At 70.0% G+C, this 22,289-nt stretch carries 24 protein-coding genes and 1 pseudogene; 12 read left to right on the top strand and 13 right to left on the bottom strand.

What is annotated here, in order from left to right:
* Positions 1-22 precede the first annotated feature (22 nt).
* From ACIBEI_RS21800 to ACIBEI_RS21790, 3 genes are all read right to left on the bottom strand, one after another.
* Positions 23-835, bottom strand: coding sequence for an SAM-dependent methyltransferase (locus tag ACIBEI_RS21800; RefSeq protein ID WP_398891173.1), 813 nt, complete (start codon positions 833-835; stop codon positions 23-25).
* 227 nt (positions 836-1,062) lie between these two features.
* A complete protein-coding gene (locus tag ACIBEI_RS21795; RefSeq protein WP_398891171.1) occupies positions 1,063-1,803 on the bottom strand; it encodes a hypothetical protein in 741 nt (246 codons plus the stop codon).
* Positions 1,790-2,353: an RNA polymerase sigma factor gene (locus ACIBEI_RS21790; RefSeq protein WP_398891169.1), complete on the bottom strand. Its 564-nt coding sequence runs from the start codon at positions 2,351-2,353 to the stop codon at positions 1,790-1,792. The genes ACIBEI_RS21795 and ACIBEI_RS21790 overlap by 14 nt, the downstream gene beginning before the upstream one ends.
* A gap of 297 nt (positions 2,354-2,650) precedes the next feature.
* Here ACIBEI_RS21790 and ACIBEI_RS21785 point away from each other — a divergent pair, with 297 nt between their 5' ends.
* The gene (locus ACIBEI_RS21785) at positions 2,651-2,983 is read left to right on the top strand and encodes a hypothetical protein (RefSeq protein ID WP_398891167.1); all 333 of its coding nucleotides are present in this window, start codon (positions 2,651-2,653) and stop codon (positions 2,981-2,983) included.
* A gap of 3 nt (positions 2,984-2,986) precedes the next feature.
* Complete coding sequence (locus ACIBEI_RS21780) at positions 2,987-4,366, top strand: DUF6745 domain-containing protein (RefSeq protein ID WP_398891165.1); 1,380 nt, start codon at positions 2,987-2,989, stop codon at positions 4,364-4,366.
* Positions 4,367-4,508: 142 nt separating this feature from the next.
* Here the strand turns inward: ACIBEI_RS21780 and ACIBEI_RS21775 are convergent, their stop codons facing one another.
* Positions 4,509-4,799 carry a zinc-ribbon domain-containing protein gene (locus ACIBEI_RS21775; protein ID WP_189841982.1) on the bottom strand — a complete coding sequence of 97 codons (291 nt, stop codon included), beginning with the start codon at positions 4,797-4,799 and terminating at the stop codon, positions 4,509-4,511.
* Positions 4,800-4,999: 200 nt separating this feature from the next.
* On the opposite strand from ACIBEI_RS21775, the gene ACIBEI_RS21770 reads away from it, so the two are divergent.
* On the top strand, positions 5,000-5,341 hold the full coding sequence (locus ACIBEI_RS21770) for a VOC family protein (RefSeq protein ID WP_398891162.1): 342 nt from the start codon (positions 5,000-5,002) through the stop codon (positions 5,339-5,341).
* 337 nt (positions 5,342-5,678) lie between these two features.
* Positions 5,679-6,551: an endonuclease/exonuclease/phosphatase family protein gene (locus ACIBEI_RS21765; RefSeq protein ID WP_398891412.1), complete on the top strand. Its 873-nt coding sequence runs from the start codon at positions 5,679-5,681 to the stop codon at positions 6,549-6,551.
* A 15-nt stretch (positions 6,552-6,566) separates the two neighbouring features.
* Here the strand turns inward: ACIBEI_RS21765 and ACIBEI_RS21760 are convergent, their stop codons facing one another.
* The 4 genes and pseudogenes from ACIBEI_RS21760 to ligA form a co-directional block, all read right to left on the bottom strand.
* Positions 6,567-6,794, bottom strand: coding sequence for a hypothetical protein (locus tag ACIBEI_RS21760; protein WP_398891160.1), 228 nt, complete (start codon positions 6,792-6,794; stop codon positions 6,567-6,569).
* 44 nt (positions 6,795-6,838) lie between these two features.
* Positions 6,839-7,048 (bottom strand): annotated as a pseudogene (locus ACIBEI_RS21755) (pyridoxamine 5'-phosphate oxidase family protein); the annotation flags it as partial.
* Between the two features lies 1 nt (position 7,049).
* Positions 7,050-7,556, bottom strand: a complete 507-nt coding sequence (locus ACIBEI_RS21750; RefSeq protein WP_398891158.1) for a hypothetical protein — start codon at positions 7,554-7,556, stop codon at positions 7,050-7,052.
* 58 nt (positions 7,557-7,614) lie between these two features.
* Entirely contained in the window at positions 7,615-9,732 is a 2,118-nt protein-coding gene (gene ligA / locus ACIBEI_RS21745) for an NAD-dependent DNA ligase LigA (protein ID WP_398891156.1), read from the bottom strand.
* A gap of 204 nt (positions 9,733-9,936) precedes the next feature.
* Between ligA and ACIBEI_RS21740 the strand changes: the two genes are divergently transcribed.
* From ACIBEI_RS21740 to ACIBEI_RS21730, 3 genes are all read left to right on the top strand, one after another.
* Complete coding sequence (locus ACIBEI_RS21740) at positions 9,937-10,953, top strand: sigma-70 family RNA polymerase sigma factor (RefSeq protein ID WP_398891154.1); 1,017 nt, start codon at positions 9,937-9,939, stop codon at positions 10,951-10,953.
* Between the two features lie 70 nt (positions 10,954-11,023).
* Complete coding sequence (locus tag ACIBEI_RS21735) at positions 11,024-11,806, top strand: SDR family NAD(P)-dependent oxidoreductase (protein WP_398891152.1); 783 nt, start codon at positions 11,024-11,026, stop codon at positions 11,804-11,806.
* Positions 11,773-12,159, top strand: a complete 387-nt coding sequence (locus tag ACIBEI_RS21730) for a nuclear transport factor 2 family protein (protein WP_398891150.1) — start codon at positions 11,773-11,775, stop codon at positions 12,157-12,159. The genes ACIBEI_RS21735 and ACIBEI_RS21730 overlap by 34 nt, the downstream gene beginning before the upstream one ends.
* 50 nt (positions 12,160-12,209) lie before the next feature.
* On the opposite strand, the gene ACIBEI_RS21725 is transcribed toward ACIBEI_RS21730, so the two are convergent.
* From ACIBEI_RS21725 to ACIBEI_RS21715, 3 genes are all read right to left on the bottom strand, one after another.
* Positions 12,210-12,752, bottom strand: coding sequence for a hypothetical protein (locus ACIBEI_RS21725; RefSeq protein ID WP_398891148.1), 543 nt, complete (start codon positions 12,750-12,752; stop codon positions 12,210-12,212).
* A gap of 13 nt (positions 12,753-12,765) precedes the next feature.
* On the bottom strand, positions 12,766-14,847 hold the full coding sequence (locus tag ACIBEI_RS21720) for a SpoIIE family protein phosphatase (protein WP_398891146.1): 2,082 nt from the start codon (positions 14,845-14,847) through the stop codon (positions 12,766-12,768).
* A gap of 318 nt (positions 14,848-15,165) precedes the next feature.
* Positions 15,166-15,612 carry an ATP-binding protein gene (locus tag ACIBEI_RS21715; protein WP_398891144.1) on the bottom strand — a complete coding sequence of 149 codons (447 nt, stop codon included), beginning with the start codon at positions 15,610-15,612 and terminating at the stop codon, positions 15,166-15,168.
* A 306-nt stretch (positions 15,613-15,918) separates the two neighbouring features.
* Here ACIBEI_RS21715 and ACIBEI_RS21710 point away from each other — a divergent pair, with 306 nt between their 5' ends.
* The 3 genes from ACIBEI_RS21710 (at position 15,919) to ACIBEI_RS21700 (ending at position 17,948) form a co-directional block, all read left to right on the top strand.
* On the top strand, positions 15,919-16,791 hold the full coding sequence (locus tag ACIBEI_RS21710) for a helix-turn-helix domain-containing protein (protein WP_398891142.1): 873 nt from the start codon (positions 15,919-15,921) through the stop codon (positions 16,789-16,791).
* Positions 16,788-17,036 (top strand): DUF397 domain-containing protein, encoded by a 249-nt coding sequence (locus tag ACIBEI_RS21705; protein ID WP_398891140.1) that lies wholly within the window; start codon positions 16,788-16,790, stop codon positions 17,034-17,036. Before ACIBEI_RS21710 ends, ACIBEI_RS21705 begins: the two co-directional genes overlap by 4 nt.
* Before the next feature lie 84 nt (positions 17,037-17,120).
* The gene (locus ACIBEI_RS21700; protein ID WP_398891138.1) at positions 17,121-17,948 is read left to right on the top strand and encodes an SAM-dependent methyltransferase; all 828 of its coding nucleotides are present in this window, start codon (positions 17,121-17,123) and stop codon (positions 17,946-17,948) included.
* Between the two features lie 53 nt (positions 17,949-18,001).
* On the opposite strand, the gene ACIBEI_RS21695 is transcribed toward ACIBEI_RS21700, so the two are convergent.
* Together ACIBEI_RS21695 and ACIBEI_RS21690 are read right to left on the bottom strand one after the other, a co-directional pair.
* Positions 18,002-18,562: a GNAT family N-acetyltransferase gene (locus ACIBEI_RS21695; protein WP_398891136.1), complete on the bottom strand. Its 561-nt coding sequence runs from the start codon at positions 18,560-18,562 to the stop codon at positions 18,002-18,004.
* Between the two features lie 100 nt (positions 18,563-18,662).
* A complete protein-coding gene (locus ACIBEI_RS21690; protein WP_398891134.1) occupies positions 18,663-20,093 on the bottom strand; it encodes a hypothetical protein in 1,431 nt (476 codons plus the stop codon).
* 131 nt (positions 20,094-20,224) lie between these two features.
* Between ACIBEI_RS21690 and ACIBEI_RS21685 the strand changes: the two genes are divergently transcribed.
* Positions 20,225-21,121, top strand: coding sequence for a helix-turn-helix domain-containing protein (locus ACIBEI_RS21685; protein ID WP_398891132.1), 897 nt, complete (start codon positions 20,225-20,227; stop codon positions 21,119-21,121).
* Between the two features lie 158 nt (positions 21,122-21,279).
* The gene (locus tag ACIBEI_RS21680; protein WP_398891130.1) at positions 21,280-22,200 is read left to right on the top strand and encodes an SMP-30/gluconolactonase/LRE family protein; all 921 of its coding nucleotides are present in this window, start codon (positions 21,280-21,282) and stop codon (positions 22,198-22,200) included.
* Positions 22,201-22,289: the final 89 nt, after the last annotated feature.

Here is a 22,289-nt window from a genome sequence, read left to right as displayed (position 1 = left end):
CGTCGGGGGCGCAGCGCACCGGTCAGGGCTTCACGGCCACCGCGCCGAACTGGGGGACCAGGGCAGGGCTGTCGGACTCGGAACGCCACCCCGCGCACGAGACGAGGCCGGGGTCGAGGAGGTCCAGGCCCTCGAAGAAGGCCGTGATCTGTGCGCGGCTGCGGGCGGTGATCGGCGGGGTGGCGTTCTCGTTCCAGAACTTCATGGCCGCGATGTTGCCCTCGCCGCCGAGGTCGGCGTCGGTGGTGGGATGGGTCAGAACCAGCCAACTGCCGGACGGGACCGCCGCCATGACCCGCCGCACGATGTCCTGCGCCCGTTCGGTGTCGAGGACGAAGTTGAGGACGCCCAGCATCATCACCGCTACGGGCCGGTCGAGGTCGAGCGTCGCTCCGGCGCGCTCGATGATGGTCTCCGGGTGGTGGGCATCGGCGTCCACATAGTCCGTGGCACCTTCGGGCGTGCTGGTCAGGAGCTTCCGGGCGTGGGCGAGCACGATGGGGTCGTTGTCGACGTAGACGATCCGCGACTCGGGGGCGATCCGCTGGGCGATCTCGTGGGTGTTGTCCAGCGTGGGCAGCCCGGTGCCGACGTCCAGGAACTGGCGCGTCCCGAGGTCGGCGGCCAGATGCCGCACCGCGCGGCCGAGGAACTCACGGTCCGCTCGGGCCACGTCCCGGATCACGGGGAACATACCGGCGACCTGGTCACCCACCGCCCGGTCGACTTCGAAGTTGTCCTTCCCGCCGATCCAGTGGTTCCAGACCCGGGCGTTGTGCGCCACCGCGGTGTTCGGACTCGCCGAACCGCTGGACGGGGTCCGGGCTTCACTCATGTCTTTCCCTTCCCCGGACAACACGTCGGGTGTCCTGGGTGTGTGCGGCCGCCGCAGCGACATCGGACCTTTGCGTCGCCCGCCATTGTGCCGCTCCTTGATCACGGAGTCCCGGGATTCGGCCCGAACGCCCGCACGTCTGTACGGCGTTGGGCGTCTGCATGACGCACAGCGTCCGGCCCGGGATCTCCGGGCCGGACGCCGCAACAGGAGGGGCATGTGCCGGGCTACGGCCAGTTGATGGGGGCGCCGTCCTTGTGATCCCCGAGCCAGATGACGCGTTCCGGTTCGTCGATGAGGGCGATGTCCGCGCAGGGGCCTTCCGGCTCCTTGTCGGCCGTCTGGAAGTGGGCTGCCTTCCAGCCGTCGAGGCCGTGCCGGGCGTAGAGCTCGCCGAGCACCCTCCGTAGCTCGGGGTGGGGGATGCAGGTGCGATCGGCGAAGTGTTCCCTGAGGTCGGCACGGAGACGGGAGAGGCCGAGCTGTTCCCGCGTCGGCCCGAGGTAGGGGTCGGCACGGTGGCGTGCGCACTGGTCCTTGCCGCCGGGATAGACCTTGATGGAACCCTGCAGAGAGCTGTCGACGCATGCGGTGAGCGCGTCGGGCACCGGTTGGCCGAACATCTCGGGCCACTGCTTCCGGCATACGGCCACCGGATCGTCCGCCCCGGGGTCGAAGCCGACAACGGCATCCCCCTGGGCGGGTCCTACGCAGACCAGTCCCGTCGAATCCAGGGTGTGTCCCTTGCCGTCGCCGGCCACCCAGGCGTACGTCCCCGCGGTCGCGCCCGCCACGACCAGTGCCACCACCGGAGCCATGATCAGGGTGCGCCTGCGCCGCTTCCGGGTGCGTCGGCGCACTCGGGCCAGGATCCGTTCCGCGGTGGGCGAGTCGGGGTCCGTGGCCGAGTCGGCGGGATCCGGATCGCTGTTGCGGAGCATTCGGTCGAGCACGTCATCGCTCAGCATGGTCCTTCTCCTTTGACGGATCCTGGTGCGGGTTCGCCGCGGCGAGGCGTTGACGCAGCCGCTGTCTGGCCCGGTGGAGGCGGGTGTCGACGGCGCCGACGGAGATGCCCAGCACGGTCGCGATGTCGCTGCGGGACAGGTCGTCCCAGTACGCGAGGCGCAGCAGTTCCCGGTCGGTGTCCGAGGCCTGCGCGAGGGCCGCTGCGAGGCCGTCGCCCGCGTCCCCTGTGTCCTCCGCGCCGTACGGGTCGGCGGCGGGCGGCGGATCAGGCTCCGCCCGTTCGGCCACCCGCATCAACAGCCGCGCCCAACGCCGTTGACTGCGGGCCTGGTTGGCCAGCACCCGGCGTGCGATGCCGAGCAGCCACAGCACGGCTTCCTCGTCATCGGCGGGCAGTTGCCGCCTCTTGCGCCAGGCCACCGCGTACACCTCGGCCACCGCGTCGTGCGCCGCCGCCTCACTCGCCCGGCGCAGGCAGTACGCCATCACCCGGCGGAAGGTCTGCCGGAACAACTGCTCCAGCCGTTCGCTCCGCTCATCCGCGTTCATGCCCAGCAATGTCCACCACGCCCCGATGCCTTACGGCTCTCCGTCACCGCCCTGATCCGACCACTGCCCTGATCCTGACCACTGGCGGGCCCCCGCGGCGGTGCTGAGGTCGACGCAACCCCCTTCCCGCTGCGGCGGTCTCTCCGGAGAGCGGACGCTCCCGGTACAGGTTCGCATCTCGTGCGGCACTGCCAGGGCCGGTCCAAGGTGACGGTCTCCACGCGGGACACGGCTTGCAGCGCGCGGATACCGTGGATGTCGACTGCGGTATCCGGACCACCCGGCGGGGGGACCAAGATGCGTCGTACGCACTATCGTCAGGGTGACGTGCTCGTTGTCGCGGTGGACGAGTTACCTCTTCAGATGCTTCCCGTCCCCCGTGAGGACGGGTTGGTCGTGCTGGCCCACGGGGAGGTCACAGGGCACCGGCACGCGATCGCCGAACCGCACGCGGAGCTGCTGGCCCCACCCGGGGACGATGACGAGACGCGGTTCCTGCGCATCGTCGGGGCGTCCGCGCGTCTGGTCCACGAGGAGCACGCGGCGATCATCCTGCCAGGCGGTGTGTACCAGGTGATCCGGCAGCGGGAGTACAACCCGGATGTGAACGCGGTCTTCGTGGAGGACTGACAGATGTTCGGCCGAACCCGCGCGCTGACGCCGGGCCAGGTGCGCCAGGCGGAGGACGTCATGGATGAGTGGCTGTCCTGGTCGCTGTCCACGGAACCGGCCGACCGCGAGGCCACCGAGGAGGCCGTCGCCGAGCTGTACCGGATCCAGGGTCTGCCGCCTCCGACGTTCCTGTGGGTGGACTCGCCGATGAGCGGTCAGCTGGTGGCATGGCTCCTCGTCCTCTGCCGATCGGTCCCGAGCGGCGTGCCCCGCCACGAGTGGCTCCATCAGTTCCTGTCGCCCAGGGCGTGGAAGGACGTCTTCGGTCGTTCGGTCATGGACTCGGTGGTGGAACTCCTCGACGGCTACCTCCAGTCGGACGATCCGCCCTTGCCCGACGTGTTCGACACTTCCTTCGCGCAACGGCTGCACAGCGTGCCGGGCACATGGCATCGGGGCGCACTGCGCGCCTTGTCGGCGGCGTGGTGGCACGATCCTCACGCGCGACGGCATCCCGGAGTGTGGCTGTGGAGAAGGTCGATGCGCTTGACCACATGGGAGGAGTGGGACGTCCAACTGGTGGGCCGGTTCCAGGCCCCGGGCTGGGTACGGGAGACTTTCGAACTGCAGCTGCCACGCCCGAACCGGCTGATCTGGGCGATCCGCGACCACTGCTGGGCGGGCTTCGACGACCTTGAGGAGAACGACGATCTCCTGTTGCCCTACTCGGAGCTTGGCGGCCCCTCAAACGTCGCTGACTTCTCCCGGGTGCATGGCCAGTGGGCCACTCAACTCGGCTGGTTCGACGCCTACCGCCGACTGGAACTCGTACGCTATCCCGGCTCGATCGAGCGGATCATGGATTTGCTGACCATCACCGCCCGGTCCTGCGGCAGTTGGTGGCCGAGTGAGCGCCTGTGCGTGGCAGTCGAACGGCCGGCACGGCTGAAGGTGGACCTGCCGCGGCCTCGCACAGCGCGCCCGCACTGTGCGGACGGACCGGCGGTGGCCTGGCGCGACGGCTCGGAACTGTACGCATGGCGCGGCATCCCGGTGTCCGAGAGGCTGATCAAGGGCAACCTGAGCGCGGCCGACTGGCTCGCCGAGTCCAACAGCGAGGTCCGCCGGGCCATGGCCGAACGGATGGGATACGAGTGGCTGCTGGACAGCGCCAACGCCAAGAAGATCGCCACCGACGAGTACGGCACCCTGTGGCGTATCACCGAACGGTACGAGGAGGACATCGTCCTGGTCGATCTGGTCAACTCGACACCCGAGCCGGACGGCTCCTTCAAGCGTTATGTCCTGCGCGTGCCACCCGACCAGACCGTACCCCGCGACGCGATCGGTTGGACTTTCGGCCTGCCGCCGGGGGCGTACGGCCCCGCGACGATGACCTGATGGGCCTCACCCTGATGGGGCGTCACTCGACAGCTCTGAGGGCCGCGAGGTAGTCCGGCCCAGGTGTCTCCAGACCTGAACCCGGCCTGGGCGCCATTCGCCCAGGCCGACGACCTGCCTCCGCCCTCGCTCCCGGCCCGATTCAGGACTGGTACGGCTGCTGCTGCGGCTGCCCGTACGGCTGACCGCCCTGGCCGCCCGCACCCTGAGCCTGCAGCTGCTCCGCCTGCTCCTTGGTCACCTTCTGCTCCGCACCGCAGAAGGTGCACTGCGTCTGGTACTTCGTAGAGAACGGGAACAGCGGCACGAAGAACAGCGTGAACTTCGTGACGCGCTTCCTGAGCGTGTGCGCTGAGGGATTCCCGCAGTGCCCGCACACCAGCGTCAGTATCGCGAGCTGGTACAGATATCCCTTGGTGCCAAAGATGATCATGCTGTCGGTTCCTCCCGGGTCAACGCCCGCCGACACACTGCCGACGAACAGCGAGGCGCGCTCACACAGGACAGTCTCGTGCACGTCGATCTGTTCGGCGGAGGGCGTCCACATTCTCGTGCGTCGAAGTGCCGCCTGCTGCGAGGCGATCACCTACGGGATGCCCGGCCCGAGTGGGATCCTCGGACTAGCATGACCAAATGGCCGTCGACCTGTTTGCAGGGATTCCCGTCAGTGACTACGCGAGGGCGTTGGGCTGGTACGAGCGGTTGTTCGGGACTCCGCCGACGTACGTTGCGAGTGACACCGAGGCTGTGTGGGAGCTCGCGGAGCATCGTTCGGTGGCCGTCGAGCAGCGGCCCGAGCATGCGGGGCATGCCCTGCACACCGTCTTCGTCGATGACTTCGACGCCCGTGTGGCCGGGATGGCCGACCGGGGAATCGAGCCGACGAAGCGGGAGACGTACGGCAACGGTGTGCGCAAGGCCACGTATCACGATCCCGAGGGGAACGAGATCGGGTTCGGTGGGGCTCCGGTGTGATCGCCTCCTTGGAGGCAGGGGAGTGGACTCGGTCCACGGGATGCTCTGGTCGCTGCCTTGAAGTTCCTTGCTCGCCGTCCGGAACCTGATCTTCGGACTGCGCGTCGTACTGGGCACGTCGTGCTCATGGATGTGGCGCGGGGACGGGGCCGGGGCAGATGGGTGGGACGTGGGGGAGCAGGCGAACAGCCGGGTGGCGCCGGGGGCGAAGGCCGCGGCGGTTCGGCGGTGGCTGAGGACCGTTGAACGGTGGCGGTGGGGCAAGGACACGCGAAGCCGGTCGCCCTGGGCGCGCGGGCGGGTTCTCGGGTCGCTCGCCGTGCTGACCGCTGGGCTGATGGCGTTCCACTCCATCGTGCCCAATGCGGTGGGCCGCCTCGGCAGCCTGCTGGAGACGTTTCTGCCATGGCTCGGCCTGGCCGTTCCGTTGCTGCTCGTACTGGCGCTGCTGCGCCGCTCGGCCCTCGCGCTGGTGGCCCTGCTGTTGCCCGTGGCGGTCTGGGGGAGCCTCTTCGGCGGGTCGGCGCTGGCCGACGAGGACCGCGGCGCGCACGACATCGTGGCGGTCCAGCACAACGTCAGCGACGAGAACAGCGACCCCGAGGGCACCGTGAGCGACCTGATCGAGGCCGCACCTGATGTCGTCGCTCTGGAAGAGCTGACGCCCTCCGCACTTCCGGCCTACGAGTCGGCCCTGGCAGCGGACTACCCCCACCACGCGGTCGAAGGAACCGTCGGACTCTGGTCGAGGTATCCGCTGTCGGACGTCCGGCCGGTGGACATCAAACCGGAGGGGATCCCGGAAGGCTGGAACCGCGGCCTGCGGACCACGGCACGCACGCCGCAGGGCGATATCGCGGTGTACGTCGCCCACTTGCCCTCGGTCCGCATCCGATGGAACGGCCTCAGTTCCGGTTGGCGGGACGAGAGCGCCGGCCTGCTGGGCGAGGCCCTCGCCGCCGAGAAGCTGACCAAGGTCCTCCTGCTCGGCGACCTCAACAGCACGGTGGACGACCGCGGGCTGGACCCGGTCACCGAGCAGATGGACTCGGCAGGGCGACACTTCGCCTTCAGCTGGCCCGCGACCTTCCCCGTCTCCCGGATCGACCACGTCATGGCCCGCTCGATGGTGATCACCGACATCCGCACCCTGCCCGCCACCGGCAGCGACCACCTTCCGGTCGCCGCAGGCATCAGGTTCGAGCCCTGAACCTGCCGCAATCGATCAGTCGGTGAGCCGGACGGGCACGCGATGATCCGGCTGTCCGTCCTTGGCCAGCACCGAATGCTCATCGGCGACCGCGCGGTAGAGGGCGACACCGGATACGCCTCGCGCGTCCTGGATGTCCTCCGCCGTCCATACCCGGCCACCGTGCGTGACCGACCGGCGGGAGAAGACTGCCAGCGCCTCCTCCGCATCCGCCGCGTCCACCGCGGCAGCGACGGCGGACATGTACACGCCTTGCCCGGTGCGATCGCCACCGAGGAGTCGAAGACCACGATGCCCACCTGAGGGCGTACCGCGATGTTGCGTGAGTGAGTGGCCTGCGGCGAGGAGACCCAGAAGAACTCGCGGTGTCCCCGATGGGCGAAGTACACCGGGGAACTCCACGGCATCCCCGCCTGGTCGGCGGTGGCCAGCACCATGTACCTGTTCGCGTCGACGATGTCCCGTGCGTCCTCGCCCGGTGATCCGCTGACCGTCATCTCAACCACTCCTGCGGTAGGTGAGTGTGAAGTCGTGCTCCCAGGTGGTCGAGTCGTCGTACGAAGTCTCCCAGCTGCCGCGGATGATGGTGCCGTCCTCGCTGACCTGTCCGGTGAACCGCTGCCGGAAGTCCAGCGGCGAGAAGTCCGGCGTCTCGCGCAGCAGTCGCCATACACCGCCGGCAAAGCTCATCGCGTACAACCGGGCGACACCCCGCGAGTCGAAGTAGTGCTGTGTGTACGCGCCCGTCTCCGGGTCGGCCGCGATGATCGCCATGCTGTCCGGAGCCTCGGCCACCGGGATCTCGGTGCGCTGGACCAGGAACCGTCCGTCCAGGGTCCACTCGAACACACTGCGCGCGGCAGGCGTGTCCAGGCCGGGAAAGTCGGCCTCAACCACCCACTCGCCCGCCAGAACGTCCAGCCTCTCCAAGGCTTCCTGCCGTACCGATCCGTCCATGGTGAACATCTCCTCCTCGTCGATCGCCCGTCGATCGTCGACGCCCATCGGGTGTAGGACGACCTCGGCGGGAGAAACTCATCGGTCCCACCGCTCGGGGGTGGAATCAGTCGACGAAGTCGTTGACGAGGGCGGCGAACTCGTCGGGCGTGGCCAGCCTGACGCCGAGGGATTCGGCCTTGGCACGCTTGGATCCGGCGCCCTCACCGGCGACGACCATAGTGGTCTTCTTGGAGACGCTGGAGGAGGAGCGGCCCCCGGCGCGTTCGATGAGCTCGTTCATCTGGTTGCGGCTCAGCTTCTCCAGCGGCCCGGTCATCGCACCGGTGACGACCACGGTCATCCCCGCGAGCGGACCGGCCGCCTCGCCCGTACCCCTCTCCTCGCCCTTCGCCTCGACGCTCCCCTCGCCGTTGTCCTCGCTGCTCTCCGCGGCCGGCTGGGGCGGGGTGGCGCCGGGCTCGGTCATGTTCACCCCGGCCGCAGCGAGTTTGTCGATCAGCGGGGCCAGTTCGGCCAGTTCGGCGACGATCGACGGGGCCTTCTCGGTGCCGATGCCCTCGACCTGCTGCATCGTTTCGGCGTCGGCCGCGCGAAGGTGGTCCATCGTGGCGAAGTACCGGGCGATACGCCGGGACATGGACCGGCCGGTGCCACGGACCCCGAGCGCGCACAGCACCCGGGACAGCGGTCTCCCCTTGGCTGTGTCGAGCGCGGCAAGCAGGTTGTCGGTGCTGGTCTCGCCCATGCGCTCCAGACTGAGCAACTGGTCGCGGGTGAGGGAGAACAGGTCGGCGAGGTCCTTGACCAGCTCCGCCTCGACGAGCTGGACGACCCGCGTGTGGCCCAGGCCTTCGATGTCGAGCTGGTCCCGACCGGCGGCGTACGAGAGGGCGGCGACCAGGTGGCAGTTGCGGCCGTTCTCACAGCGCCAGCGCTGTTCGCTGGTGTCGATGCCGGCCCCGCAGCGCGGGCACACCTCGGGGAAGACGATGGCCTGTTCGGCACCGGTGCGCAGATGGGCGACCGGGGCCTCGATACGCGGGATGACGTCACCGGCGCGGTGAACCATGACGTGGTCACCCAGGCGCAGATCGCGGCGGGTGATGTCGGCCGGGTTGTGCAGGGTGGCGTACGTGATGGTGGCGCCGTCGATCTCCACGGGCTCCAGCACCGCGCGCGGGGCGACGATGCCGGTGCGGCCGACGTTCCACTCCACCTCCAGCAGCCGGGTGATCTTCTCGACGGCGGGCAGTTTGTAGGCGATCGCCCAGCGCGGGGCGCGCGAACCCGAACCGGCTGCCTGTTGGTCGGCGGCCAGGTCCGCCTTAATGACGATGCCGTCGATCCCGAACGGCAACTCGGCCCGCAGCGCGGCGATCTCCCGCACCCGGTCCAGTACCTGCTCGGCCGTCTCTGCGGTCACGCCGGGCACGGCGGTCGTGGCGGTGGTGTTCACCCCGAGCCCGGCGGCCCGCACCATGAGGTCGCTGTGCGCGCTCTCACCCAGCCGCTCCGCGAGCTCCGCCCCGGTGCCGGCGAGAGGCAGCAGGCCGTAGCCGAAGAACGTCATCGGCACCGTGTAGGCACGCTCCTTGGCGCGCAGCGTGCCCGCCGAGGCGCCGCGCGGGTTCGCGAACGGCTGCCCGCCGTGCGCGGTGCGCACCTCGTTGGCGTGCTCGAACTGGGCGGTGGTCATCAGGACTTCACCGCGCACCTCCACGGTCACCGGCTCGGCCAGCTCCTGCGGCAGGCCCTCGATGGTGCCGATCGCGTGCGACACGTCCTCCCCGGCCGTCCCGTCGCCCCGGGTGATCAACCGGTCCAGACGCCCGCGTGTGTAGCGGGCCGCGATCGCCAGACCGTCCAGCTTCGGCTCGACACTGAACCGCTCCGCCTCGTGGCCGATGCGCCGGGCCAGCGACGCCGTCCAGGCGGTGAAGTCCTCGGCCGAGAACACGTTGTCCAGGCTCAGCATCGCCACCGTGTGCGGCACATCCCCCTCCACCGCGCCGCCGGCGACCTTCCCCGTCGGGGAATCGGGCAGCACCTCGTCCGGGTGGCCGGCCTCCCACGCCGCGATACCGCGCACCAACCGGTCGTAGGAGTCGTCGTCCAGCACCGAGGTGCCGCCCGCGTAGTAGGCGGCCGAAGCCTTCACCGCGTCCTCGACCGCCTGCGCGTAGGCGGCGGCATCCACGATCACTGCAGCTGGTGTTGTCATGCCCGTCATCTTGCCTGCCACCACTGACAACGCCCCCGGTGGCGACGTACCCGTCCATGCGTTCAGCCGCCTCCGTGGGACCGCGGCAGGCGGCGGGCGCGTCGAGACGTGCGGAGGGCACCACGGCCCGATCCGCGTGGCGGCGCCTCCCGGCTGGCACAATGACGGCGCATCAGCCCGAGCCGCCGCCCGAAAGGCTCCGTCGTGCCGCAGCAGACCGACACCGACTCCGGCTTCGCCGACCTCCTGGAGCCGTACCGCCGAGAACTGCAGGTGCACTGCTACCGCATGACCGGCTCGTACGACGAGGCCGAGGACCTGGTCCAGGAGACGTTCCTGAAGGCCTGGCGGAGCCGGGAGGCGTACGAGGGCCGGGCGGGCATGCGCACCTGGCTGTACCGCATCGCCACCAACACCTGCCTGGACCACCTGCGCCGCCACCGGCGCACCCCGCACCCGTACGAGCGGCTGCCCGGCATGGAGCACGGCAAGGGCGAACCGCCGACACGGATCGAGTGGCTGCAGCCGTACCCCGACGAGCTGCTCGCCGACATCCCCGCCGAGGAGGCGGGCCCCGAGTCGCAGGCGCTGTCGCGGGAGATGGTCGAACTGGTCTTCCTCGCCGCGCTGCAGCATCTGCCGCCGAGGCAGCGGGCGGTGCTGATCCTGCGGGACGTGGTGGGCCTGCCGGCCACGGAGACGGCCGGGCTGCTGGAGCTGTCCACTGCCTCCGTCAACAGCGCCCTGCAGCGCGCCCGGCCCGCACTGCGCGAGCACCTCCCCGCGGGCCGTCGTACGGAATGGGCCCCGGCGGCCGCGCCGACCCGCGAGGAGCGCGAGGTGGTCGAGCGCTACCGGGAGGCGGCCGAGCGGCTCGATCTGACCGCGATGGCGGAACTGCTGGCCGCCGACGCCAAGCTCACCATGCCGCCGAACCCGTTCTGGTTCGTCGGACGCGAGGCGATTCTCGCCTTCGTCGGCCAGACCCTCGACCCGGCCTCCCCGATGTACTTCGGCAAGTGGCGGCACCTGCCGACGTGGGCCAACGGGCTCCCGGCGGTGGGCGGTTACGTCCAGCGGCCGGGGACGACCGTCTACCGCGCGCAGACACTGGACGTCCTGCGCATCGAGAACGGTCGCATCGCGGAGATCACCACGTTCGAGCCACACCTGCTGCCGGCTTTTGGGCTGCCGCTGAAAATTTCCGAACAGGAGCGATGACTGACGCGCCCGCCGTGCGTCTGTATGGCCGACATCTTCGGATCACGACAGCTGCGGACCAGGAGCCATCATGCTGCTGCAGGACAAGAACGCGATCATCTACGGCGCCGGCGGGAACATCGGCGGTGCCGTCGCCCGCACCTACGCCCGCGAGGGAGCCCGTGTCTTCCTCGCCGGGCGGACGGCCGCCAAGCTGGAAGCGGTGGCAAAGGACATCGAGGCGGCAGGCGGCCGGGCGCACACGGCCGTGGTCGACGCGCTCGACGAGCGGTCGGTGGAGGAGCACGCCGACACCGTGCTGGCGGAGGCGGGCTCGGTCGACATCTCGTTCAACCTCATCACCCGCAACGACGTACAGGGCACGCCCGTGGTGGACATGTCGGTGGCCGACTACACCGCCCCGGTGACCACCGGTATCACCACCAACTTCATCACCGCCCGCGCCGCGGGCCGCCGCATGGCGGAGCAGGGCTCCGGCGTGATCCTCGCCCTCAACAGCGGCTCCGCGCACGCCAGTCCGATGATGGGCGGTACGTGTCCGGCGGACGCGGCGATCGACACGCTGATCCGCGCGCTGGCACATGAGCTCGGCCCGAAGGGCGTACGGGCGCTCGGGCTGTGGGTGGCCGGAGTGCCGGAGACCCTGACACCGGAGAAGCTCGGAGCCGTGAACCCCGAGATGGCGAGCCCCGAGGCACTGCGGGGCATCCTCGACATGCTGGACGGCCTGCGGATGCTCCCGGCGTCGCCGCGGCTGCGGGAGGTCGCGGAACTGGCCGCGTTCCTCGCCTCGGAGCGGGCCGGAGCGGTCACCGGGACGTGGGTGAACGGGACCGCGATGTTCACGAGCTGAGGCGTCCGGCAGGTGAGGACGAGGCATGCCGCGCCCACCCGAGACCACCGGCCTGGTGGCGACCGAGCCGCGACCACGCCACCGCCACCACGGTCACGGCGTTCACCGGCGTCGCCACGGTGGTCGACGACGGCCACACCTACGAGGGCGCCGCGGCGATCGAGGGACGGCTGGGCCGGGCCGCCGCCGAATTCACCTTCACCGTCCGGCTCACCGGCGCCCGGCAGACCGACGCGGACCACTTCATCGTCGCCCGGCACCTCGAAGGCGACTTCCCCGGCGGCACCGTCGATCCGCGCTGCCGGTTCACGCTGCGCGAGGGCCTCGTCGAACGCCTCGTCATCGAGCCCTGAGCCCGCGTACTCGCCGCGCACCGCCCCTTGCCCGGAGGGCAGCCGCCGCGTCAGCCCTTGGGGCGGTGTCCCGTCGCGATGAGTGCCTCCCCGAGCAGGCGAACCGCCTTCGGGCCGACTCCGTGCATGGCCAGCAGCTCGGCCTCGCTCACCTCGGCGACCTGGGCGAGCGTGGTGATGCCCGCATGGGAGAGCGCCCGGGTGGCGGGACCTCCGATGGCCCTGGGCAGGTCACCGACCTCACCGGCGGCCGCCGTCTCCGCGGCCTGTGCCTGTGCCGCCAGTCGCTTGGGCGCGTGCGCGAGCCAGGCGCGACGTACCCAGTGGTTGAGCTGTTGACCGTTGATGTCCCGGATCGGGAGCCGTACACCGACGGGCGTCGCGCCGCGGGTCAGCCGTTCGGCGGTCGGGTGCGCGGCAAGGACCTCGTCCGCTTCCCCCGCTGGCAGGTGCAGCTGCACGTGGTCGTCCTCGCTCATCGAGGCGAACCGCTTGTCGCGCACGGTGAACGACTTCGTGCCGGAGCCGGTGGGTCGCTCCGCCGTCCCGGGGAGCGAAAGCGCCGTCCTGCGCAGCTGGGCGAGGCTGGTCACGAGTGGGGGATCCTTACGCCTGTGGCTGGGCGCGGGCGATGAGCAGGGCCACGTCGTCGTGGTTGTCGGGGTGGTGCAGGGTGCTCAAGAGGAGGTCGCAGACGTCCTCCAGGGGGCGCGTGGGGTCGTCGAGGAGGCCCAGGAACGTGTTCAGACGGTCGTCGAGGTCGTGCTGGCGCGTTTCGACGAGCCCGTCGGTGTAGAACACGAGCTGGTCACCGGGATCGAGATCGACGGTGGTCGTGGAGAAGGCGACGCCGCCCACGCCCAGCGGTGCCCCGGTGGGCAGGTCGAGCAGTTCGGGAGGATGCCCCGCGCGGATTCGGGCCGGCGGCAGGTGCCCGGCGTTGGCGATCCTGCACTGGTGCCGGTGGGGGTCGTAGACGGCGTACACACAGGTGGCGATGGACTCGTCCAGGCCCCCGGTGGTCTTGTCGAGGTGTTCGAGGAGCCGGGCGGGATCGAGGTCGAGCGAGGCCAGGGTGCTCGTCGCGGTGCGCAGCCGGCCCATGGTCGCCGCCGCGTTGATGCCGCTGCCCATCACGTCGCCCACGACGAGCGCGGTCTTGTCGCCGTCCAGGGGGAGGACGTCGAACCAGTCGCCGCCCACCTCACCGGCCGCCCCCGCGGGCTGGTAGCGGGAGGCGACCTCCAGACCGGTGGTCATGCGGGGGTGGCTGGGCAGCAGGCTGCGCTGCAGGGCGACGGCGGTGTTGCGGGCGTTCTGGTACCAGCGGGCGTTGTCGATCTGCACGGCCGCACGGGCGGCCAACTCCCGGGCCAGTACGAGGTCGTCGTTGCTGAAGGGCAGCGGGTTGCGGGTCCGCTTGAGATCCAGGGCGCCGAGCACCTCGCCGCGCGCGACCAACGGCACCGCCAGGTACGAGTGGACGCCCGCCCGGCCCAGGAGCACGGCAGCCTGGGGATCCTGGGCGATACGGAGCAGGTCGTCGTCCTTCACCTGCGACACCATGACCGGGCTGCCCGTGCGTATGCACTGGGTGACGAGACGGTCGGAGCCGTACCGGGTCACCTGTCCGCGAGGCGCGGCCTCGTCGGGGCCGTCGGTGGCGGCGTGATCGGTCCGCACGGCCAGAGTGCGGATCAGGGTGGGCTCCGTGGGGCCGAGGTCGCTGCGGCGGCCTTCCACCACCGCCTCCAGCAGATCCACGGACGCGATGTCGGCGAGTTCCGGGACGGCGACATCGGCCAGTTCACAGGCGGTGCGGTCCAGCTCCAGCGTGGTGCCGATACGGGCCGAGGCGTCGGCGATGACCGTGAGGCGTCGTCGCGCGGTCTCCGCCTCGATCGCCGAGCGGTGCCGTTCGGTGACGTCGACGACCGAGACGGCGACCCCCAGCACGGTCTGGAGGGAGTCCTCCAGCCGGTAGTACGAGGCCGACCAGGCGTGATCCTCGTTCGGATCGGCCGGGGTCCGGCCGATCGTGGACTGTTCGAGGAGTGGGACACCAGTGTCCAGGACCTGGCGAGCCGCGGACTCTATGGCCTCGGCGTCCAGGAACGGCAGAGCCTCGCGGATCGTCCGGCCGACGTGCTCCGCGGAGGAGATCCCGTTGATCCGCTCCAGGGCCGGGTTGACCGACACGTACCGCAGGTCCCTGTCCAGGACCGCAAGACCGATGGGGGACTGCGAGACCATCTGCACGGACAGCGCGACATCCCGTTCGAGGCGGTGCACGGTCGACTGATCGGCCGCGAGCCCCAGGGCGTAGACGCCACCGCGGTCGTCCAGGAGCCGCATGTTCCGGAACTCCACGAGCCGCGTCGTGCCGTCCTTGTGCCGGACGGGAAAACCGCCGGCCCAGCCGCGACCGGTGTCCATGACGTCGGTGAACAGCTTCACGGCCAGGTCGAGGTGCTGCTCGTGCACCATCAGCCGGGCCGCGTACTCGCCCAGCGCCTCCTGCGCCGTGTAGCCGAACAGTTCCTCGGCCTGCGGGCTCCACAGCACGACGCGTCCCTCGGTGTCCAGCACCACCGAGGCCACGCCCAGCACGTCCAGCAGCGCGCTCGGCCGTAACGGCCCGCGGACCCGCTCGTCGTCGTCGGACACGGGAATTCCGGCTGCGCTCATTGCAGGCACCGCTTTCGCCCGTTTACGCGGCACGCCGTTCCCTGTGCCGACTGTCCCCTGTTCTATCGTGCCCACCGTTTCCTCCGGTGCCGTTCTCGTCTGCCTTCACCATCTCCCAACACAGCAGTGGTTGTCCGGCGAAGACGTCACGGAATTGGCCGGGAAATCAGGGCGCGGGGCACGGCGCCTCGGCGCGCGCCACCACTCCGACAGCGTGATCAGGAGCCACAGGCGTCACAGTGGTTACTGACCGCATATGAAATGTCGCGGGCTGTGCGGACCTTGGGGCGCGCTTCCGACAGGGGGCAGGCCGCGGGTTCAGACCTTGTCGGTCAGGGTTGCCCAGACCGCGTTGCCCCCAGTGAGCGCGGAGCGGTCGACTCCCCAGGTGTCGGCTATGTGCTGCACGAGGAGCAGCCCGCGGCCGTTCTCGTCGTCGGGGCCCGGATCGCATCGGGGGAGCAGGCGGCCCGTGCGGTCCTGGTCGTGCACCTCCAGGCGCAGGCTCCCCTCGGTCATGAGGCCGACGCCGCACAGAATCCGCGTACTGACCGTGTGCAGTACGGCGTTCGTGGCCAGCTCGGACACGAGCAGTACGGCGTCCGCACGCAACTCGTCGGGCAGGCGCCACGCGGTGAGCCGCTCGCCCATCGTGTTGCGGGCGACCTTGACGCTGGTCCGGTGTGCCGGGAGTTCGAGCCAGTGGGCTGTGTCCGGGCTCGTGGAACCTAAGGGCCGAAGGGAGGGGGTCGTGTGGGGGGACACGGTGATTGCCTTCCAACAAGGAGGAGCGCTGGGGGAGTTGGGGATCACGACCTTCGGGTCCGTCCGGCGGGGTGTTCCGGCGGCCTGCGGTCCGAACGCTGGGGTTCGCCAACTCCACGGGGCGTGGCGGGTGTTGACGGTGGTGCGCGCGCGTTCGCTGGGATCGCTCACAGAACTAACTATGGTGGTAGCTCAGTTCACGCTGCAACCGTCTCCCTGATAATTTCAGGAAGGAGGTATCCGTCTGGTGACATCAGCAAGTCACTGTCAGACTCCTACTGGTGACAGTTCCTCAGGAGGTAGGGCGTGAGCGAAGCTCGTTCGGGCGTCGGCACCAGTGCACCCACTGTTCTCCGCATGATCCTGGGCAAGCGACTGCAGGAACTGCGGCAGGCCGCGGGGGTGTCGCTGGAGGACGCGGCGAAGGCCCTGCACGTGAAGCCGCTGACCATCCGCAGGCTGGAGAAGGCGGAGGTCGCGCTCAAGACCCTCTACGTGGAGAAACTGCTGCAGACCTACGGGGCAGCGCAACAGGAGGTCGACGAGTTCGTCACCCTGGCCGAGCGGGCCAACGAGCCCGGCTGGTGGCACGCGTACCGCGATGTGGTGCCCGACTGGTTCAGCGCGTACGTGAGCCTGGAGACCGGCGCCAAGACGCTGCGCACCTATGAGCCGCACTACGTCACCGGGCTGCTGCAGACGTACGACTACGCGCGAGCCGTGCTGCGCGGGGGCTTCCCCAACGAGAGCGACGAGGACCTGGGGCGGCGGGTCGATCTGCGGCTGCGCCGGCAGGGCCTGCTGGAGAGACCCGACGCGCCCACGTTATGGGTCGTGATGGAGGAGACCGTACTGCACCGGATGGTGGGCGGTGCCGAGGTGATGCGGGAGCAGATCGAGCGGCTCCTGGAGGTCTCGGAGCTGGACCATGTGAGCGTCGACGTCGTGCCGTTCACCGCCGGGGCCCACGTCGGCGCCTGTGCGCCCTTCACCTACTTCCGGTTCGAGGAGCGGGAACTGCCGGACATCGTCTACAGCGAGATCCTCTCCGCCTCCGTGTACCTGGACCAGCGCTCCGATGTCGCCGGTCATCTGGAGGCGCACAACCGGATGTCCTTGCTCACCTCGTCCGCGGACAGCAAGGCCCTGTTGAACCGCATGCGCAAGGAGTACTCATGACCACCGACGGAAGTGTGTACAACGGAATGCCCGCGTCGGAACTCGGCGAGCAGGGCTGGGAACGTCCGTGGAGCGGCCCCAACGGGGGGCAGTGCGTGGAGACGAAGCAACTCGCCGACGGCCGCGTGGCGTTGCGGCAGTCGACCGATCCCGCCGGTCCCGCGCTGATCTACACACCGCAGGAGATCGCCGCGTTCGTCGCCGGCGTCAAGAAGGGCCTCGCCGATCACCTGGCGGCCGGCTGAACCGCACCACGAACGGGAAGAACCCGGGCCGATCCTGGCTTCGACCCGCCCGGCACACCGACGTACACCACTGAAGGGGCAAGAATGAGCAACTCCCAGGCCGCGCGGGACATCGACACCAGCAGGCCGCACTCCGCCCGTATGTACGACTACTACCTGGGCGGCAAGGACCACTTCGACATCGACAAGAAGGCGGCGGAGACGGTCGCGGCGGCCTACCCCGGCATCTTCGTGTGCGCCCGCGAGAACCGGGCCTTCATGCACCGGGCCACCAGGGTCCTCGCACGGGAGCACGGCATCCGCCAGTGGCTCGACATCGGCACCGGCATCCCCACCGAGCCGAACCTCCACCAGGTCGCCCAGACCGTGGTCCCCGAGGCCAGGGTGGTCTACGCCGACAACGACCCCCTCGTCCTCAAGTACGCCGAGCGCCTGATGCGCAGCACGCCCCAGGGCCGCACCACGTACATCGAGGCGGACGCCAACGACCCCGAATCGCTCCTGAACGCCCCCGAGTTGGCCGAGGTACTGGACCTGGACCAACCCGTGGCGCTGTCCCTGAACGCCCTCATGCACTTCGTCACCGACGCCCAGGGCCCGTACGGGATCGTCGGCCGCCTGCTGGACGCCCTGCCCTCCGGCAGCGCCCTGGCCCTCAGCCACTGCACGCCCGACTTCGACCCGTCCACCTGGGAGAAGGTCACCGCGATCTACACCGGCGCCGGTACCCCCGTGCAGTTCCGCTCCCAGAAGGACGTCGCCCGCTTCTTCGACGGCCTCGACCTCCTCGACCCCGGCATCACCGTCGGCCACCGCTGGCGCCCGGACGCACAGGATGACAACGCTGCCACGGAGCACCGGCCGACGGACGCCGAGGTCAGCCTGTGGACCGGGGTGGGCGTCAAGCCGTAGCCGGGCGGTGGGCGGCCGTGGTCCACGGCCGCCCCGCCACGGCCCACGGCCGCCTACCGCTGTCTCTGCCACTCGGCCCGGGTGAGTTCGTACTCGACCTCGCCGTGCTCGGAGCCCGCGAGGGCGTCCGGCCAGTCCTGGGTGAAGGTGCGGACGAAGGACAGTCCCGCCTTCTCCATCACCCGCCGGGATCCCGTGTTGACCGTCATGGTGTTCGCGGTGACCCGCTCGACTCCGAGGTCGGTGAAGCCCTTGTCGATGAGGGCCCGCGAACCCTCGGTGGCGTAACCGTGGCCCCAGGCGGCCTTGTTGAGCCGGTAGCCGAGTTCGACCACGGCCGGGCTGTCCTCGTCCAGCGGCCTGAACTCGAACCAGCCCAGGAACAGCCCGGCGGCCTTCTCCTCGGTGGCCCAGTAGCCACGAGTCCCGAGGCAGGGGTGGTCGTGGAGGAGCCGCGGCAGGGTCTTCGTCCGGATCTCCTCGCGGCTCACCGGCCGGCCACCGTTGATGAAACGCATGACGTCGGGATCGCCGTCCAGCGCGAGCAGCTGGTCGACGTCGGCGGCGGAGAACGGCCGCAGCACGAGCCGGTCGGTCTCCAGGAAGATGCCCATGCCGTGATGGTCACCGCCGCCGGACGGTGCCGCCACCGGATTGTCGGGAAGCCCGGCCGCACGAGGGCCGACCTCGACCCGGTGAGGACGGAGGGGTCCCTCATCCTTCGACGGCCCTGAGGAGGTCTGCCCGTGAGGGGCCGGGTGGCATGCGCCGCTCCACCTCGGGGACAAGCCGGGCGACCGCGTCGGCGAGGGCCGGAGCGCGAAGCGCCTCGCGGGCGCCGGGCAGGAGGTGGGCGGCCGCTCGTTCCGCGCGCAGTGCGTCGGTGTCGCGCCGGGCGAGCAGAGCGAGTGCTCTGGCGCGGCTCCAATCCGGGTTCCGGTAGGGGGTCCCGGCCGTGTGCGCGTCCATCTCGGCGAGGCGGTGGCGGGTGTAGGCGGCGGTCTGCTCGTAGGTCCGTCCGAGGCTGTCCCTGGTCGCCTCGGCGAACTGGGTGACAAGTTCGACGGGGTGGTCGGTGCCGGTCCGCCGCAGGGCGTCCCGCAGGAGCAGGCTGTGCTGCAGGCTCATGGCCAGCCCGCGTCCCACGGTCGGCGTGGTGATGGCCCAGGCGTCCCCGACGGCCACCAGCCCGGTGACGAGGGGCTGTTGGGTGTCGTACAGGGGCCGTTTGCGGTCCGTGAGGCCGGCCATGATCTGGATGCCGTCGGTGACGGGCTGCCCGTCGAGCCAGCGGTCCGCGCCGGGGAACAGACGCACGGCGGCGGACCAGGGGCGTTCGTGCCGCAGCGCCCGCCGCAACTGCTGGTCGTCGCTGCGGCCGATGAGACAGAGCGAATACGTGCCGTGGTCCGCCGGGATGCGCAGGAGGCCGAGCGATCCGTGCTCCACCACCAGGGGAAACCGGTCCGTCGGCATCGCGCCGTCGGCGGACCGGAAGTACTGGCTGTAGTAGGTGAAGCCGCGCCGGCCGGACTCGTCGACCGGACACGGCACGCCTATCTCCCGGAGCCAGGAGGGGAGTTGGGACCTGCGCCCGGTGCAGTCGACCACCAGATCGGCCGCCGTGAAGCCCGCGTCGGTCTCCACTCCGGTGACCTGGGGAACGCGATCGCCGGACGCGCCACCGTACGGGGTCCGCGGGCCCGGCGAACTGCGCAGTCCCCGGCAGATAGTGCCCCGCAGGATCCGGATGCCCGCCCTCTCGGCGACGCGAGTCACCGCTGATTCGAGCAGGGAACGCCGGGCGGCGAGGGTGTCGAACCGCTCGTCCCCGTCCAACAGCGGACCACGAAAGCCCGGCTCGGGCGCCAGCACGTTCATCCGGACGGCCCCCGCCTCCGTCATCTCCCGTACCAGGTCCGGGAGATGGGCCTCGGCGAGCTGCAGCCATCGCGCGAGCGGCTGGTGCGTCTGGCGCAGCTGGGCGATCCCGGGGCGAGGCCACTGCGACCACGCGGGTTCCGCGTCGGCCGGCGGGGGCTGCGGATCGCGTTCCAGGACGGTCACCTCGTGGCCGTCCTGAGCGAGAAGCAACGCTGTCTGCAGTCCGCCGAGCGCGCCACCGAGTACGACGATCCTCGCCATGGTCAGTTGTCCTCCTCCGGTCGTGAGTCCGTCGGTCGAGGCGGCTGCCTCACCACCCCCTGCCTCACCACCCCCTGCCTATCCACGGCAGGGGATGGTTGGTCCTGAAGCGGCGCCGCAGACTATGAGCCATGAACGGAAAGCGGCCCCTCGGGGAGTTTCTGCAGAAACGCCGGTCCCAGGTGCGGCCGGACGACGTGGGGCTCCCCACGTACGGGGAACGACGGCGGGTGCCCGGTCTGCGGCGCGAGGAGCTGGCGCTCCTGGCCGGTGTGAGTTCCTCGTACTACACCAGGCTCGAACAGGGGCACTCCTCGAACGCCTCACCGGAGGTCCTCGACGCGATTGCCCAGGCCCTGGATCTGGACGACGCCGACCGCCTCCACCTGCACGATCTCGCCATGGCGCAGCGCCGCCCGGCGAAGCCACGCAGGGTGCCGCCCGAGCAGGTGACGGCGTCGGTTCGTCAGTTGGTGACGACCCTGACCGATGTGCCCGTGGTCGTCCTCGGCCGCCGCTGTGACGTCCTGGCCTGGAACCGGACGGGACATCTGCTGTTCGCGGGGCATCTCGACCCGGAGAGCCCGGACCGACCCGCGGATCGGCCGAACATGGCGGAGCTGGTTTTCTGCGACGGCCATACGCGAGATCTGTACACCGACTGGCAGCAGAAGGCACGCGATGTGGTCGGAACGGTGCGTCTTGCGGCCGGCCGTCATCCGGACGACCCGAAAATGGCCTCACTCGTCGGTCATCTCCTGCTGAAGAGCCATGAATTCGAATCACTGTGGGCCGACCACCGCGTTCGTTCCAGCCCGGTCGCGGTCTACACCATGCGGCATCCGTTGGTGGGCTCGATCGAGGTGACCCAGCAGACCCTCCAGGCCGAATCGGACCAGCGGATCGTCATGGTCACCGCGACGCCCGGCTCGGCCTCCGCCCACGCGCTCGACCTTCTTTCCCGCACCGCGCATTCCGTGCCCGCACCGCGGACTCCGGTTCCGGCAGCGGGTCCAGCTCCCAGGTGATTTCACGCCGGAGAACCCTTTTCTGATCCGGCCTCAACCGCCCCGCGCAGAAACACTTTCGTCGCTGCGTTCCTTGTCATGCCCGAAAACCAGAAGGAATCATGAAGAAGAACCTCAAAAGCGCTGTTCTTGCCGCCGCTGCGGCTGGCCTTTCCCTCATGACGGTCGTCACGGCGACGGAGGCGGTGGCCGCCAACGCACCGCTGTCCCAGGCTCGGATCGTCACCCACTTCGACCTGGCCCAGGGGCAGCTGCCGGAGAACGCCGTCATCGAACCGAACGGCTCCGTGGACGTCACCTTCGCCGCCGCCCGCCAAGTGGCGCGCATCGACCGGGGTGGCGCGACGCAGGTCCTGGCAACCCTGCCGGCTCCCTCCGACGGCGGCGTCCACACCCCGGTGCTCGGCTTCCCCCTGACCACCGGGCTCGTCCGTACCGATGACGGGACTCTGTACGTCCTCTACGCCACCGGGACCGCGGACCTGACCGGCCTGTGGCGGCTGAAGCCGGGGCGCAAGACACCGGAACGCATAGCCGCCCTCCCCGCCGACGGCCTGCCCAACGGCCTCGCCTTCGATCCCCGCTCCCGAGCCTTCTACATCACGGATTCAGTCCTCGGCACCGTATGGCGGGTCCCCGTGAACGGCGGACGAGCGACGGCATGGTCGACCGCACCGGAACTCGCCGCACAGGGATTCCTCGGAGCCAATGGCGCACGCGTGCACGAAGGCGCGCTGTGGGTGACCAACCTCGACCAGGGCACCGTGCTGAGCTTCCCCCTCCGCGGCGGCCACCGCGCGAGCACACCGACCGTCAGGGCCACAGGACTTGAGAGCATCGACGACTTCGCCTTCACCGGCAGGGGCAACGAGATCCTCGCAGCGCTCAACGGGCCCGACACGGTCGTGCGCATCGCGGACGACGGCACGCACACCACCGTCCTGGACTCCTCCGACGGACTGCAGGACCCCACCTCCGTGGCGATCCGCGGCAAGGACGTCTACGTGCCCAGCGCCGCCTACCTCACCGCCACCGACCCCAACCTGCTCCACGCCCGCCTGAACCGTCACGGCCACTGAGCGCGGCAGCGATGTGGGTGTCACATTCGCGGCCCCGGCGGTGTCTTCATACCGAACACGCCGACAGGCCGACGGACAAGGAGAACATC

The organism is Streptomyces sp. NPDC050988 (genome assembly GCF_044456225.1).
Taxonomy (GTDB): domain Bacteria; phylum Actinomycetota; class Actinomycetes; order Streptomycetales; family Streptomycetaceae; genus Streptomyces.
The sequence above is the reverse complement of the archived record's forward strand: the minus strand, read 5'-3'. Positions and strand labels throughout refer to the sequence as shown.

Excerpts from the sequence above, each read along its gene's own strand:
- ACIBEI_RS21705 (WP_398891140.1), top strand. The coding sequence starts at position 16,788 with ATGACCACCGACGGAAGTGTGTACAACGGAATGCCCGCGTCGGAACTC.
- ACIBEI_RS21695 (WP_398891136.1), bottom strand. The coding sequence starts at position 18,562 with ATGGGCATCTTCCTGGAGACCGACCGGCTCGTGCTGCGGCCGTTCTCC.
- ACIBEI_RS21790 (WP_398891169.1), bottom strand. The coding sequence starts at position 2,353 with ATGAACGCGGATGAGCGGAGCGAACGGCTGGAGCAGTTGTTCCGGCAG.
- ACIBEI_RS21765 (WP_398891412.1), top strand. The coding sequence starts at position 5,679 with ATGGCGTTCCACTCCATCGTGCCCAATGCGGTGGGCCGCCTCGGCAGC.
- ACIBEI_RS21735 (WP_398891152.1), top strand. The coding sequence starts at position 11,024 with ATGCTGCTGCAGGACAAGAACGCGATCATCTACGGCGCCGGCGGGAAC.
- ACIBEI_RS21795 (WP_398891171.1), bottom strand. The coding sequence starts at position 1,803 with ATGCTGAGCGATGACGTGCTCGACCGAATGCTCCGCAACAGCGATCCG.
- ligA (WP_398891156.1), bottom strand. The coding sequence starts at position 9,732 with ATGACAACACCAGCTGCAGTGATCGTGGATGCCGCCGCCTACGCGCAG.
- ACIBEI_RS21800 (WP_398891173.1), bottom strand. The coding sequence starts at position 835 with ATGAGTGAAGCCCGGACCCCGTCCAGCGGTTCGGCGAGTCCGAACACC.
- ACIBEI_RS21690 (WP_398891134.1), bottom strand. The coding sequence starts at position 20,093 with ATGGCGAGGATCGTCGTACTCGGTGGCGCGCTCGGCGGACTGCAGACA.
- ACIBEI_RS21720 (WP_398891146.1), bottom strand. The coding sequence starts at position 14,847 with ATGAGCGCAGCCGGAATTCCCGTGTCCGACGACGACGAGCGGGTCCGC.
- ACIBEI_RS21760 (WP_398891160.1), bottom strand. The coding sequence starts at position 6,794 with ATGTCCGCCGTCGCTGCCGCGGTGGACGCGGCGGATGCGGAGGAGGCG.
- ACIBEI_RS21770 (WP_398891162.1), top strand. The coding sequence starts at position 5,000 with ATGGCCGTCGACCTGTTTGCAGGGATTCCCGTCAGTGACTACGCGAGG.
- ACIBEI_RS21685 (WP_398891132.1), top strand. The coding sequence starts at position 20,225 with ATGAACGGAAAGCGGCCCCTCGGGGAGTTTCTGCAGAAACGCCGGTCC.
- ACIBEI_RS21750 (WP_398891158.1), bottom strand. The coding sequence starts at position 7,556 with ATGGGCGTCGACGATCGACGGGCGATCGACGAGGAGGAGATGTTCACC.
- ACIBEI_RS21785 (WP_398891167.1), top strand. The coding sequence starts at position 2,651 with ATGCGTCGTACGCACTATCGTCAGGGTGACGTGCTCGTTGTCGCGGTG.
- ACIBEI_RS21775 (WP_189841982.1), bottom strand. The coding sequence starts at position 4,799 with ATGATCATCTTTGGCACCAAGGGATATCTGTACCAGCTCGCGATACTG.
- ACIBEI_RS21680 (WP_398891130.1), top strand. The coding sequence starts at position 21,280 with ATGACGGTCGTCACGGCGACGGAGGCGGTGGCCGCCAACGCACCGCTG.
- ACIBEI_RS21700 (WP_398891138.1), top strand. The coding sequence starts at position 17,121 with ATGAGCAACTCCCAGGCCGCGCGGGACATCGACACCAGCAGGCCGCAC.
- ACIBEI_RS21780 (WP_398891165.1), top strand. The coding sequence starts at position 2,987 with ATGTTCGGCCGAACCCGCGCGCTGACGCCGGGCCAGGTGCGCCAGGCG.